The organism is Vibrio sp. V09_P4A23P171, assembly GCF_963875615.1.
In the GTDB taxonomy this organism is placed as follows: domain Bacteria; phylum Pseudomonadota; class Gammaproteobacteria; order Enterobacterales; family Vibrionaceae; genus Vibrio; species Vibrio anguillarum.
Window position 1 is genome coordinate 40,199 of sequence record NZ_CAWNMR010000005.1, and the last position, 13,729, is coordinate 53,927.

Annotated in this window: 10 protein-coding genes; 7 read left to right on the forward strand and 3 right to left on the reverse strand. The window is 44.0% G+C overall.

Going from position 1 to position 13,729, the window contains the following annotated elements:
* Positions 1–104: 104 nt before the first annotated feature.
* Positions 105–2,837: a DNA topoisomerase (ATP-hydrolyzing) subunit A gene (gyrA, locus tag AACT23_RS02365; protein ID WP_094127009.1), complete on the reverse strand. Its 2,733-nt coding sequence runs from the start codon at positions 2,835–2,837 to the stop codon at positions 105–107.
* A gap of 294 nt (positions 2,838–3,131) precedes the next feature.
* Here gyrA and ubiG point away from each other — a divergent pair, with 294 nt between their 5' ends.
* The 4 genes from ubiG to yfaE all read left to right on the forward strand — a co-directional run bounded on the left by ubiG (position 3,132) and on the right by yfaE (position 8,082).
* Positions 3,132–3,839 carry a bifunctional 2-polyprenyl-6-hydroxyphenol methylase/3-demethylubiquinol 3-O-methyltransferase UbiG gene (gene ubiG / locus AACT23_RS02370; protein ID WP_017044298.1) on the forward strand — a complete coding sequence of 236 codons (708 nt, stop codon included), beginning with the start codon at positions 3,132–3,134 and terminating at the stop codon, positions 3,837–3,839.
* Between the two features lie 480 nt (positions 3,840–4,319).
* Complete coding sequence (gene nrdA / locus AACT23_RS02375; protein ID WP_094127011.1) at positions 4,320–6,602, forward strand: class 1a ribonucleoside-diphosphate reductase subunit alpha; 2,283 nt, start codon at positions 4,320–4,322, stop codon at positions 6,600–6,602.
* Between the two features lie 68 nt (positions 6,603–6,670).
* Positions 6,671–7,804, forward strand: a complete 1,134-nt coding sequence (gene nrdB, locus AACT23_RS02380) for a class Ia ribonucleoside-diphosphate reductase subunit beta (protein WP_010318364.1) — start codon at positions 6,671–6,673, stop codon at positions 7,802–7,804.
* Positions 7,804–8,082 (forward strand): class I ribonucleotide reductase maintenance protein YfaE, encoded by a 279-nt coding sequence (gene yfaE, locus AACT23_RS02385; RefSeq protein WP_013857000.1) that lies wholly within the window; start codon positions 7,804–7,806, stop codon positions 8,080–8,082. The genes nrdB and yfaE overlap by 1 nt, the downstream gene beginning before the upstream one ends.
* Before the next feature lie 67 nt (positions 8,083–8,149).
* On the opposite strand, the gene AACT23_RS02390 is transcribed toward yfaE, so the two are convergent.
* Complete coding sequence (locus AACT23_RS02390; protein WP_013857001.1) at positions 8,150–8,404, reverse strand: hypothetical protein; 255 nt, start codon at positions 8,402–8,404, stop codon at positions 8,150–8,152.
* 263 nt (positions 8,405–8,667) lie between these two features.
* Positions 8,668–9,906 carry a CinA family nicotinamide mononucleotide deamidase-related protein gene (locus AACT23_RS02395; protein WP_094127013.1) on the reverse strand — a complete coding sequence of 413 codons (1,239 nt, stop codon included), beginning with the start codon at positions 9,904–9,906 and terminating at the stop codon, positions 8,668–8,670.
* Positions 9,907–10,062: 156 nt separating this feature from the next.
* On the opposite strand from AACT23_RS02395, the gene AACT23_RS02400 reads away from it, so the two are divergent.
* The 3 genes from AACT23_RS02400 (at position 10,063) to AACT23_RS02410 (ending at position 13,685) form a co-directional block, all read left to right on the forward strand.
* Positions 10,063–11,001: a DUF3943 domain-containing protein gene (locus AACT23_RS02400; protein ID WP_017044301.1), complete on the forward strand. Its 939-nt coding sequence runs from the start codon at positions 10,063–10,065 to the stop codon at positions 10,999–11,001.
* A gap of 202 nt (positions 11,002–11,203) precedes the next feature.
* Positions 11,204–11,716: a glycine cleavage system protein R gene (locus AACT23_RS02405; RefSeq protein ID WP_013857004.1), complete on the forward strand. Its 513-nt coding sequence runs from the start codon at positions 11,204–11,206 to the stop codon at positions 11,714–11,716.
* A 358-nt stretch (positions 11,717–12,074) separates the two neighbouring features.
* Positions 12,075–13,685, forward strand: a complete 1,611-nt coding sequence (locus tag AACT23_RS02410) for a methyl-accepting chemotaxis protein (RefSeq protein WP_026028013.1) — start codon at positions 12,075–12,077, stop codon at positions 13,683–13,685.
* The last annotated feature ends 44 nt before the right edge of the window (positions 13,686–13,729 follow it).

A 13,729-nucleotide genomic window follows, 5' to 3' on the forward strand; every position in this document is an offset into this window, starting at 1 on the left:
TCACTTGTTGGATGGGCTGCTCGCTAGAAGTAAAAAGCCGAAGCAATCAATGCTCCGGCTTTTATTCTTTATCACCTTAGAATAAAGGTGGATACGTGAAACGATTACTCGTCTTCAGAATCGCTGCTCGGTTCTGAGTCAGTCTCTTCTGCGTCACTTTGTACTTCTAAAATTGCAACGCTCGCTTCACCTTCTGGCAATTCCTCACCTTCTGGTAACTCAACATCTTCAATTTCTTCAATTTCTTCAATACGTTGTAAACCTACGACGTTTTCATCTTCAGCGGTGCGAATCAAGGTCACACCTTGAGTATTGCGTCCCACTTGGCTCACTTCCGCGACGCGAGTACGAACGAGCGTACCGGCATCGGTGATCATCATGAACTCATCGCCTTCTTCAGTTTGCACTGCGCCGACAACTTGACCATTACGCTCAGACACCTTGATTGAAACAACGCCTTGAGTTGCACGACCTTTAGTTGGGTATTCCCCTAAGGTTGTACGTTTACCATAGCCGTTTTGTGTCACTGTTAAGATGTCGCCGTCATTTGAAGGAACAATCAGCGATACCACTTGGTCGCCTTCTGCTAGCTTCATACCACGAACACCGGACGCTGTGCGTCCCATGGCGCGAACACCTTTGAACTTAATTTCTGGCTGGCCATGTTCATCAAGAACAGGCTGACCGTTTTCATCCAATACTGGTGTTTCTTCTGATTCTTTAAAGCGAACCACTTTACCAAATTTAGAAAACAGCATAATTTCACTGTTGCCATCGGTAATGTCCACACCAATCAAAGAGTCATCTTCACGCAAGTTAACCGCGATCAAACCGTTAGAACGCACGTTGGCAAAGCTTGAAAGTGATGTTTTCTTCACTGTACCGTCACCGGTCGCCATAAAGATAAACTTATCATCACTAAACTCAGTGACTGGCAAAATCGCAGTAATACGTTCCCCTTCTTCCAGAGGAAGAATGTTAACGATAGGTTTACCACGCGCTGTACGGCTCGCTAGCGGTAATTGATAGACTTTCAAACGGTATGTCTTACCACGAGTCGAGAAGCAAAGAATATGGTCATGAGTATTCGCCACAAGAAGACGCTCAATGTAGTCTTCTTCTTTCATCTTCGTCGCGCTCTTACCTTTACCACCACGGCGTTGTGCTTCGTAATCGCTGAGGATCTGGTATTTCACATAACCTGCATGAGAAAGTGTAACGACCACATCTTCACGAGCAATCAGTTCTTCCATGTCGATATCGTGAGTTGCCGCGGTAATTTCAGTGCGTCGTGCGTCACCAAAAGCATCACGAACAGTTTCAAGCTCTTCGCGGATCACTTCCATCAAACGTTCAGTGCTAGCAAGGATATGCATCAGTTCAGCGATTTCTTCCAGAAGAGCTTTGTACTCATCAAGAATTTTTTCGTGCTCTAAACCTGTCAATCTGTGCAGACGAAGTTCAAGAATTGCTTGGGCTTGTTGCTCAGTTAAGAAATATTTGCCATCACGGATACCGTATTCTGGTTCAAGCCATTCAGGACGAGCGGCATCGGTTCCAGCACGTTCAAGCATTGACGCTACGTTGCCAAGATCCCAACCACGAGCAATCAAGCCTTCTTTTGCTTCTGCTGGCGTTGCCGCGCGGCGAATCAATTCGATGATTTCATCAATGTTGGCTAACGCGAGAGCCAGTGCTTCTAGAATGTGGGCACGATCACGAGCTTTACGCAGTTCAAAAATAGTACGACGCGTCACCACTTCACGGCGGTGATCAACAAAGCATTTCAACATTTCTTTCAAGTTGAATAGCTTAGGTTGACCATTATCCAGCGCAACCATGTTGATGCCGAATGTCGTTTGTAACTGTGTTTGAGCGTAAAGGTTGTTCAGTACCACTTCGCCAACCGCATCACGTTTACATTCGATAACAATACGCATACCGTCTTTATCAGACTCATCACGCAGTGCACTGATGCCTTCGACTTTTTTCTCTTTAACCAACTCAGCAATTTTTTCAATCAAGCGTGCTTTGTTCACTTGATAAGGGATTTCTCTGACGATAATGGTTTCTTTACCATTCTTCTCGACTTCGATATCCGCTTTAGAGCGCATGTAGACTTTACCGCGCCCTGTTTTATAAGCGTCGATAATTCCTTTGCGGCCACTGATTAATGCTGCTGTTGGGAAATCTGGGCCCGGAATGTAGTCCATCAACTCATCAATGGTGATGTCTTCATTATTTATATAGGCCAAGCAACCCTCAACCACTTCCGTTAGGTTATGGGGTGGAATGTTGGTTGCCATACCTACTGCAATACCGGATGAGCCATTCACCAGTAGGTTAGGAATTTTCGTAGGAAGAACCGCAGGGATCTGTTCTGTACCGTCATAGTTCGGTACATAATCGACCGTTTCTTTGTCGAGATCGGCAAGCAGTTCGTGGGCAATTTTTGACATGCGTACTTCGGTGTAACGCATTGCTGCCGCAGAGTCACCATCGATCGAGCCAAAGTTACCTTGGCCATCGACCAACATGTAACGCAATGAGAACGGCTGCGCCATACGAACAATCGTATCGTATACAGCACTATCACCATGCGGGTGATATTTACCAATCACATCGCCCACAACACGGGCAGATTTTTTATATGGTTTATTCCAATCGTTACCAAGCACATTCATCGCGAATAGAACGCGACGGTGTACTGGTTTTAGGCCATCACGCACATCTGGAAGAGCACGACCCACGATAACGGACATCGCGTAGTCTAGGTATGAACCTCTTAGCTCATCTTCAATGTTTACGGGCGTGATCTCTCTAGCTAGATCGCTCATAGAGCCATTATCCCTCTATCTTTTGATCGTATATTCGATACGTACAAGGCCGAAAAATATAACACATAATTCACTACTTCGGCATCCCTTTCCCTTTCCTTTTATCAGGTTGTGACCTTTGTTGTGTATCAAGTGCCGAGAAATTGCACATTCATTCCATACCCGGCTGATTAATGGCCAAATTTTAGCCAAAAATTAATGAAATAAAGATAACCTGTAGCCTGTGATAATCAACTGGTTATAATACCCCACACAACTAAAGATGCCTATTTTGACAGCAAGAGCGAATCTAACATGACTAAAGCACAAAACGTTGATCTTAATGAAATTAAAAAGTTTGAAGAGATGGCGTCACGCTGGTGGGATCTGGATGGTGAATTTAAGCCACTGCATCAAATTAACCCGTTAAGATTGAACTATGTGTTGGTCAATGCCAACGGCCTATTTGGCAAGAAGGTGCTCGATGTTGGATGTGGTGGCGGAATTTTAGCCGAAAGCATGGCGCGAGAAGGTGCGCAAGTGACTGGCTTAGACATGGGCAAAGAACCGCTTGAAGTCGCTCGTTTACATGCTTTAGAAACCGGAACAAAGCTCACTTATATTCAAAGTACGATTGAAGACCACGCCGCTGACAACCCACACACATATGATGTTGTCACCTGCATGGAAATGCTTGAGCATGTTCCAGACCCATTGTCCGTTGTTCAAGCCTGCTCTGCGTTGGTCAAACCCGGCGGTCATGTTTTCTTTTCTACGCTCAATCGTAATTTTAAGTCTTACCTGTTTGCCATCGTGGGCGCAGAAAAGTTGCTACGCATTGTTCCAGAAGGCACACATGATCATGAAAAATTCATCCGCCCATCGGAACTGATTAAGATGATTGATAAAACAAACCTGCAAGAGCAAGGAATAACAGGCCTACTTTATAACCCGTTAACCGATACTTACCGTTTAGGGCGCAATGTTGATGTCAATTACATCGTTCATACCCAGCTTTTTTAAAGTCAGTGGTCATCTAATATGCCATTATCGATAGCGTATTGCTCACGTTAAAAATTAAGCCGAATAGCGCATTTTTTCTCGGTTTCTAGGCTGTTTTTTGTGCTCTAGATTCCATTTTAACCACATCGAAAATCGCTCCCTTTTTTCCTCAAAGATCAAGAAGTTTTTTTTTGATTGTGGTTACATCTAAACCAAACTCAAAACGGTAATTTTCTACAATCAAATCGGCTCTTTGATCATCAGTAAGTGGGTACTAACTGTTTTTTTTATTTTTGCTAGTTATCCACAAGCTGTCCCAGATCTGTAACTTGAAATGAGCTTCAGATAGCACTATCTTGTAACTCGCAAAGCAAAGAACCCCTATATGTTGTGTTTGCACTACAATATATAGATAAATTCAGATCACAAAGCCGCGATGAAATTTACAACAATTCTACAAAAATACGGCCTTAATCAGTTTTGTTAGGGAAATGAAGCAGAATGAACCAAAAACTTACTGTCACCAAGCGTGATGGACGCAAAGAAACAATTGATCTTGAGAAAATCCACCGTGTAATCGCGTGGGCTGCGGAAGACCTGCACAATGTCTCTGTATCACAAGTAGAACTGAAAGCTCACATTCAGTTTTACGATGGTATTACCACCTCTGACATCCATGAGACTATCATCAAATCCGCTGCCGATTTGATTTCAGAAGAGACGCCAGATTACCAATATCTAGCGGCTCGTCTTTCGGTGTTCCATTTGCGTAAAAAAGCCTACGGACAATACGAGCCACCCACTTTGTACAACCATGTCTCTCGTTTGGTTGAAATGGGCAAATACGATAAGCACCTTATCGAAGATTATACTCGCGCAGAATTTGAAGAACTCGACACTTATATCGACCACGCACGTGACCTTAATTTTTCTTACGCCGCGGTAAAACAGCTTGAAGGTAAGTACTTCGTGCAAAACCGTGTGACGAAACAAATTTATGAGAGTGCCCAGTTCCTCTACATTTTGGTCGCCGCTTGCTTATTCGCGAAATATCCAAAAGAAAACCGTCTCGATTACATTAAGCGTTTTTACGACGCAACATCAATGTTCAAAATCTCGCTGCCAACGCCAATCATGTCGGGCGTGCGCACGCCTACCCGTCAATTTAGCTCATGTGTGTTGATTGAATGTGGTGACAGCTTAGATTCAATCAATGCCACAGCAAGCTCTATCGTACGTTATGTATCACAGCGTGCGGGGATTGGTATTAACGCGGGCCGCATTCGTGCATTAGGCTCGGAAATTCGCGGTGGTGAAGCATTCCACACGGGTTGTATTCCTTTTTATAAATATTTCCAAACCGCAGTGAAGTGCTGTTCTCAAGGTGGTGTTCGTGGTGGCGCAGCCACTGTCTTCTACCCTTTGTGGCACGGTGAAGTGCAGTCGCTACTGGTATTGAAAAATAACCGCGGCGTTGAAGAGAACCGTGTTCGTCATATGGACTATGGTGTTCAGCTCAATAAGTTGATGTATTCTCGCTTAGTTCAAGGCGGTAATATTACCCTATTCTCCCCTTCTGATGTGCCTGGATTGTATGACGCATTCTTCGAAAACCAAGACGAATTCGAACGTTTGTATGTTCAATATGAGAATGACACTTCGATTAAAAAAGAGACGGTGAAAGCGGTAGAACTGTTCTCCCTATTGATGCAAGAACGTGCCTCCACTGGCCGTATCTACATCCAGAACGTTGACCACTGCAATACGCACAGCCCGTTTGATGCGTCTGTAGCGCCTGTTCGCCAATCCAATCTCTGTTTGGAGATCGCACTGCCGACGAAACCGCTGTCTAACGTTGAAGATAATGAAGGTGAGATTGCGCTATGTACGCTTTCGGCATTCAACTTAGGTTCAATTCAATCTCTGGATGATTTCGAAGAGTTGTCTGATCTTGTGGTTCGTGCGCTAGATGCACTGTTGGATTATCAAGATTACCCACTGCCTGCCGCTTATAAGTCAACCATGAATCGCCGTACATTGGGTGTAGGCGTGATTAACTACGCTTACTATCTGGCGAAAAATGGCGTGAAATATTCGGACGGTAGTGCAAATGGTTTGACACACCGCACTTTTGAAGCGATGCAATATTACCTGTTGAAGGCTTCAGTCGCGTTAGCCAAAGAACAAGGCCGATGCCCTCTATTCCATGAAACAAATTATGCCAAAGGCTTGCTGCCTATCGACACCTATAAAAAAGATGTCGACCAAATTTGCGCAGAACCTTTGCATTATGATTGGGATGCGATGCGCGCAGAGATCATGGAATTTGGCTTACGTAACTCAACGTTAACAGCGTTAATGCCTTCAGAAACCTCTTCGCAAATTTCCAATGCCACCAACGGTATTGAGCCTCCTCGCGGTTATGTTTCAGTAAAAGCCTCAAAAGATGGCATCTTGAAACAAGTCGTGCCGGATTTCATTAATTTGAAAGAGAACTATGAGTTATTGTGGAATATTGGTTCTAACAACGGTTATCTGCACCTAGTCGGCATCATGCAGAAATTTGTTGACCAAGCGATTTCCGCTAATACCAACTACGACCCCAGCGCGTATGAAAGTGGCAAAGTGCCAATGAAACAGTTGCTGCAAGATCTGCTGACGGCATATAAATTTGGTGTGAAAACCTTGTACTATCACAACACTCGTGATGGCGCGAAGGATGATCAAAAAGACGCAGTACAGGCACAAGATGATGATTGTGCGGGCGGCGGTTGTAAGATCTAACTCTATTTCACTCAACGTATTCAATAATGCTCCCCACGCAGGGGAGCTTAAAAGGGATTGAGGCATTTATGGCTTACAGTACTTTTTCTCAAAAAAAGAATGATCAACTCAAAGAACCGATGTTTCTTGGCCAATCGGTTAACGTGGCTCGTTACGACCAGCAAAAGTTTGAAATTTTTGAAAAACTGATAGAAAAACAGCTCTCGTTCTTCTGGCGTCCAGAAGAAGTCGACGTATCGAGTGATCGCATTGATTACAACAAGCTTCCAGATCATGAAAAGCACATTTTCATCTCGAACTTAAAATATCAAACGCTACTGGATTCAATCCAAGGTCGCAGCCCTAACGTGGCACTGCTACCGCTGGTTTCGCTTCCTGAAGTGGAAACATGGATTGAAACCTGGTCATTTTCAGAAACGATCCACTCACGTTCATACACTCATATTATTCGTAATATTGTGAATGATCCGGGTATTGTGTTTGATGACATCGTCGAAAATGAACACATATTGAAACGCGCAAAAGACATTGCACACTATTACGATGATCTGATCCAACTGTCTAATGACTATCACCGTTTTGGTGAAGGAACACATCAGATTAATGGTGAGAGCGTCAAAATTAGCTTGGGTGACCTGAAACGCAAACTTTATCTTTGCTTGATGTCAGTCAATGCGTTGGAAGCGATTCGTTTCTATGTCAGCTTCGCCTGCTCATTTGCCTTTGCTGAGCGCGAATTGATGGAAGGTAACGCCAAAATTATCAAGTTGATTGCACGTGATGAAGCTTTGCACCTGACTGGTACACAGCATATGATCAACTTGCTGCGTAATGGACAAGACGATTTCGCTTTCTTACAAATCGCTGAAGAGTGCAAGCAAGAGTGTTTTGATTTGTTCAAAGCGGCTGCTGAACAAGAAAAAGAGTGGGCTGAATATCTGTTTAAAGATGGTTCGATGATTGGTTTAAACAAAGACATTCTGTGCCAATACGTTGAATACATCACCAACGTTCGTATGCAAGCGGTTGGTTTAGATATCGCCTACCCCGGCGCAACATCAAACCCAATTCCTTGGATTAATGCATGGTTGTCTTCAGACAACGTACAAGTTGCACCTCAAGAAGCAGAAATCAGCTCCTACCTTGTAGGCCAAATTGACAATGAAGTTCGTGCCAATGACTTCGAGGACTTTGAGCTGTAATGGCGACCATTAAAATCAACAAAGTTACAACCATAGAATCAAACTCTTCCAATACTTTATTGGAAAGTATGGAGAGTGCGGGGCTAGAGCCAGAGTACAACTGTCGCGATGGTCACTGCGGTGCCTGTCGCTGCACGCTCGTTAAAGGCGAAGTGGAATATGTTGGTTTTGCGATGGCTTACACGGAGCGCAACGAAATATTGCCCTGTATTTGTAAAGCCAAAAGCCACGTGGAACTTGCTGGTGTTAATTATCGACCCAAAGCAAGGCGAGCCTAATCTCGATCTGCCAATAGTGCACTGTTAACGCATCACACATTGGCGCGTTAAAAAGATAAAGCCAGAGCTATGCTCTGGCTTTATACATTCCTAGAAGAATGCCATCAGCCGTACCCATTGATACGGATTTGTTAGCGATTTCTCTGCCATCCCCATCAAACAATGAAAGTCTATATCCTTGATAGCTAGGCGTATCTAAGTCTGATGGAGCGTTGAGCCATAAAGAAACAACATCACTCATTTCATTACTCAATGCCTCACCTAAGATCACTTTTTGACTTGCAACTTTATACCAAACTAAAATTTTCGATTGGTTAAACATGTCAGCCTCCTGCTGAATTTCATCGAGCGGACTGACAGTGTACAGAGAAAAGGTGTGCAAAAAAGACCCAATTTTGAAACAATTTTATCTGATGCGTGAAATCATGAGCTTAGTCTTTAGACGAAATAATCATAAGCTAAGCACCTCACCGAACCTACGGAATAAGCTAAAAAATCATGCAGTTACCACCCGATACAATTTAAATACAAAGCATTTAATTATCAACAGCTTAGGTTTAAAAATACGCTAACACATTGAGTTAATTAGCCAATGGCGCTCGCAGGTAAAAACATCTCTTTGACGGAGATTAGTGCCCCATACTGAGCAAAAATAGGCTTATTCGATAAATAGCGGCGTAACATATCAGCCGCGATGGTCCCCATTAACTCCCTCTGCTCATCGGCGCTGTAACGACGCTTGAATTTGAGGATCTGTCCCCACTCTCCCTGCGGAGCCGATAAAGCTAGGCTAAATTGATCATCATTTAATACACCAGTCACGAGCGATAACGAAGTAGAACACTTTTCCTTCGTTGCGCCAGCAAGCGCTAATGACGCCGCGAGTGGATCTTGATCGCCTAAGCCCGATTCAACGTTGCGGCTCAAAATCCAGCAGTGACCGCTCAACGCTTCCACTTGCTCGTTACTTAACAACCAACTGGCGAGCCAACCTTTGGTCGCTTGTTCTGCAATAGAGATCGATAATCCTTTGTCTTGCATTAAATGACCGATATGCGTGAGCATAGGTTCATCGACACTCACAACATGTTGTTCCAAATGCTGGTAGATGATCTGTAGTAGTTTTACTCGGCGTTCTAAATCACTTTTCGGACCAAACAATTTCACCTCAATAAAAGGCAGATAAGAACGATACCCCAGCATATACCCTTCCGGTAAGACTAATTTATCCAACTTATCTGAAATGGCCGATTCCGATGAACCCAGAGTGAATAAACGGCTGCACTCTAATCCCGTTTGTTGTGGGTATGTTGCTAGCAAGTCGGGTAAAATCTGTTCAGAGACCATCAGCTTAAACTCTTTGGGTACTCCGGGGGTGAAATAACAAACACAATCATTAATCTGAACTTTAAAGCCGCAAGCCGTCCCTATTGGGTTATCAATGATGTCAGAGAACTCAGGTAACATCGCTTGTTTGAGGTTACTTTCTGGCATCACAACACCACGCTGCGCAAAAAATTCGTCCAGTTTTTGCTTCCACAGCACAGACAACACCAACTTTTGGTCCGCCGCTTGAGCCGCCGCCGCCGCACTTAAATCATCAGACGTTGGGCCGAGCCCACCATTCACGATCAATACATCATTATTGAAACTGAGCATCAGTAACTCTTCAACCAAGGCTTGCTGGCTATCGCCTACCGTTGACCGTTTTACTAACGAAAAACCGTGCTGGAAGAACTCACTGGATAACCAAGCAGCATTGGTATCGACAATATCGCCATGGAGCACTTCCTCACCCGTGCTTAACATTGCTATTTTCAACATATCATGGTGTCCTTTTGTGTACGCTTACAGGTGTGCTATCAATCAATACGGCAGAGAATAAAGTGCAATATATAACGCTTTGAATGCTATTTTTCTCATAAGTTTCCTTATTTACATAATTTGCTGTTTTCATCACCGCCGCTTTAATAGATAATTGTGATTCTGATCATTAAAAACAAAACTTTGGAGCCCTCCGTGTCAAAGAAAAGCATCATACCATTGATGTTATCGTTTTCGGCTTGTGCTAGTGCCACTGCATACGATTTCAACCAACACATTGAGTTTTCCTATACGGTCGACTGCAATCAAATTTCTTGTTTTAATGACGATCCGAATATTTACCAATCGAACTCTCCATTTTTAGCAAGCTTAGCAGAGTCGCAACCGCTAAACCTTGAAGAGCCCGCGCTACCTAAATATCTTACCGTGCAAGATACAAAAGACTGGGACTATCTCAAAGGCCAAACCTACACCATCTTAGGATTAAGCGTAGCAACCGTTGGTTTAATGACATTTTTGCCTGCATCCATTACCAAATGGGATGAAGAGGATCGCAGCATAAGCGGCATAGGCAGCAAATGGAAAGATAACGTATCATCCGGCCCCACTTGGGATAGAGATGAGCATTATCTCAACTACATTATGCACCCCTACTTTGGCGGCGTTTACTACACAGCCGCAAGACATGCTGGATTTAATGAGTTTGAATCTTTTCTTTACTCCGGTGTTATGTCGACTTTCTTTTGGGAATATGGCGTAGAATCGTTTGCCGAGATACCGTCATGGCAAGACTTATTTATTACGCCCTTTTTTGGTGCGGTTGTCGGTGAGCTGATGTTTGAAGCGGAACAAGATATTGTTACCACAGGTGGTGAAGTGTTGGGTTCATCGACTCTGGGTGATGTCACACTTTTCTTCCTCAACCCTGTTGGACATATCCATGGCTGGGTATCAAATGCTTGGGGAGGCGATGCCGAAGTAGAATTTAATGGCACGCCTTGGTTTGGCAACCAAGATGCCGCAAAGTTTGCTTTGGACTCAGGCGCTAGCTATGATTCGCAATTTTATGGCCTTAATCTCAAAGTCAGTTTCTAAAAAACAGGGCTAAACACAAGGCCAATGCCTAAAGCCAAGGCTATTTTTGTGGCCCAAGTATGAATACTGACAAGCAAGAGACTGCGTAAATGTAAAAAATTGACTCTCATCAAGTCTTATCTAAGATAGGCCTCTACACTGAAGTGAAAGGAATTCAAGATCAACGATTTATCTTTCGTTAGCTTGCTATGGGAGGCCTATTATGAACAGTACTTTTATCGTCAATTTCGTCGGCAGTGCAACACCAGCCACAATTAAACATCTTGCCGCTATCACTCATGAAAATGGTGGAAAATGGTTAATAAGTAAAGTGAACTTTATTGAAAACCAAGTAGCTGCCGTCATTAAAATAGAGTTACCGACCTCAAATGCTGTTATCGTTCAACAAGCATTTAGAGAACAACCCGATCTTCTGGTGCAGATTGTTGATTCTGACGTACATCAACACGAAAAAGAAACGATTTACCAACTGCGGATTGATGCAAACGACCGTGCAGGCATCGTCAACGAAATCACCCACCTTCTTGATAATCAAGGTATCAATATTTTAGATATGGATTGCCAACGCGTTTTTATTGCGGGTGGCGGTGGTGTCAGCTCAAGTTTATTTACCGCCAACCTAGCCATCAAGCTCCCAGCTGCGATACAAATTGAAGACGTAGCCGATGAGCTTGAAGCGCTCAGTGAAGATACGCGCGTGATATTAGAAGTGTAATCTCGTTTACGCCCCCGAAAAAAGGAAGCTGATGCTTCCTTTTTTATCGACCTCACTATCTATTAAGTAAGATTAAAGTTGTGATTCAGTTAACAAAATCAACTAATTGCATTCGCGAAATGACGACCATATTCCAATATTAGAGAGCGGGTAACCATAATTAATCTAAGCCTGCAAATCCTAGATGCCGAATAACTTGAAGACGCCGTCAGATGGATAAACGGATGATTACTAATGAGCATTAACAAACCTTGTGACTCTGGCAATCAACGTAACCAACATCACGGTAACCTCAAGTACAACAGGTAAACCAATATGCCCAGCAATAAGGTTGGGTTGTTTTAATGGTGGTAACGTCATGTTGAAGCTTGAAAATATTAAGGTCAGCTACAAGCTGACCGCTATTATCGCGGTTGCAATTGTTGGCTTATTGAGCTTACTGTTCATTGCAACTAGCGCGCTGAGAAGTAACTTAGTCGTAGAGCGTGAAGCGAGGTTGAACGCAGTTATCGATACTCTCCTCTCACAAATCTCACACCTTCAGAAAACACTCCCCGAAGACGAAGCTAAATCACAGGCGAAGATACTCATCAACAACACACGTTTTGACAGCAACAACTATCTTTTTGCTATCGATGAGTCTCGTTACACCATTGCCCATCCGATTCGCACTGATTTGGTTGGCAAACAGATGGGAAGCCCAGGAAAAGATACGCAAGGCGAGTTTTGGTTCACTATGGTTGAACTTGGCAAAAATGGTCAACAAGGCACATTGACATATCCTTGGCAGACTAACAGTGGAACACCCGCAGAGAAATTATCGGCAGTCCACGGGTTTGCGCCGTGGCATTGGATTATCGGCTCAGGTATGCTCATCAATGACATTGAAGAGGCAATCAACAAGCAGATCCTCAAGATGGGAGGAGCGACATTGGCAGTTGTGTTTGTGATGGCAACGCTTGGGGTGGTCATCAGCCGAGCCATCATTATGCCGTTAGAGTCAATTAAAGAAGTCATGAAAAAAGTGGCAAGCGGCGATTTAACCGCACAAGTCCCAGTAATGGGAGAAGATGAGATTGGCATTGTGGCATGTCGTATCAATGACAGTGTAAGCGCAGTGCGTTTAGCATTAATCGAGTCGGTCACCTCAGCAAACCTGCTTGCAGAGGCCGCCATTCGCATCGCTTCTTCTGCGGAAGAAACTAGCCAAGCGGTGACCAGCCAACGTGACCAATTAAGTCAGCTCGCAACCGCGATGAATGAAATGAGTGCGACAGTTGCCGATGTTGCAGGCCATGCAGAAGAGACAGCAAGAGACACATTGGATGCCAGCAAAGAAGCCGGCTTAGGCGATAAAGACGTACATTCCAGTGTGGACAGCATTAAAGCGCTCTCAAAAGAGCTGGAAGTGGCTACTGAGCAAGTGCACAAACTCAAAGAAGGCGTGATGCAAATCAGTGAAGTTACCACAGTGATCAGCGGCATTTCTGAACAAACCAATTTACTTGCACTAAATGCAGCGATTGAAGCCGCACGTGCTGGAGAACAAGGTAGAGGATTCGCAGTGGTCGCCGACGAGGTCAGAAATTTAGCTAGCCGTACCCATCATTCCACTGACCAAATCCAAACCACCATTAACCGCTTACAGCAACTGGCCGTTAGTACATCAAACGCGATGCAAAAAAGCCAAGATCTCGCTTATAACAGTGTGGAGCGGGCAGAAAATGCAGGCAGCGATCTTTCCTTGATCGTCAGTCATATTCAGCATGTGAGTGACAAAGCAATTCAAATCGCCACTGCGGCAGAAGAACAAAGTGCAGTGGCCGAAGAAATGAACCGTAACGTCAGTGGCATTAACGATTCAGCATTGGAGATGTCACAATCGGCAAACTATTTGGCAGAAGAGAGTGAAACCTTGGCCGCTCTTTCACGCCAATTAGACGAAAGAATGAAAAGCTTTAAACTCTAAGGTGTGATTTTACAAAAATAGGCCTCACCCACTGTATGGTGAGG

Bases quoted from the DNA above. Each gene is read 5' to 3' on its own strand.
- gyrA (WP_094127009.1), bottom strand. From the start codon at position 2,837: ATGAGCGATCTAGCTAGAGAGATCACGCCCGTAAACATTGAAGATGAG.
- ubiG (WP_017044298.1), top strand. From the start codon at position 3,132: ATGACTAAAGCACAAAACGTTGATCTTAATGAAATTAAAAAGTTTGAA.
- nrdA (WP_094127011.1), top strand. From the start codon at position 4,320: ATGAACCAAAAACTTACTGTCACCAAGCGTGATGGACGCAAAGAAACA.
- nrdB (WP_010318364.1), top strand. From the start codon at position 6,671: ATGGCTTACAGTACTTTTTCTCAAAAAAAGAATGATCAACTCAAAGAA.
- yfaE (WP_013857000.1), top strand. From the start codon at position 7,804: ATGGCGACCATTAAAATCAACAAAGTTACAACCATAGAATCAAACTCT.
- AACT23_RS02390 (WP_013857001.1), bottom strand. From the start codon at position 8,404: ATGTTTAACCAATCGAAAATTTTAGTTTGGTATAAAGTTGCAAGTCAA.
- AACT23_RS02395 (WP_094127013.1), bottom strand. From the start codon at position 9,906: ATGTTGAAAATAGCAATGTTAAGCACGGGTGAGGAAGTGCTCCATGGC.
- AACT23_RS02405 (WP_013857004.1), top strand. From the start codon at position 11,204: ATGAACAGTACTTTTATCGTCAATTTCGTCGGCAGTGCAACACCAGCC.
- AACT23_RS02410 (WP_026028013.1), top strand. From the start codon at position 12,075: ATGTTGAAGCTTGAAAATATTAAGGTCAGCTACAAGCTGACCGCTATT.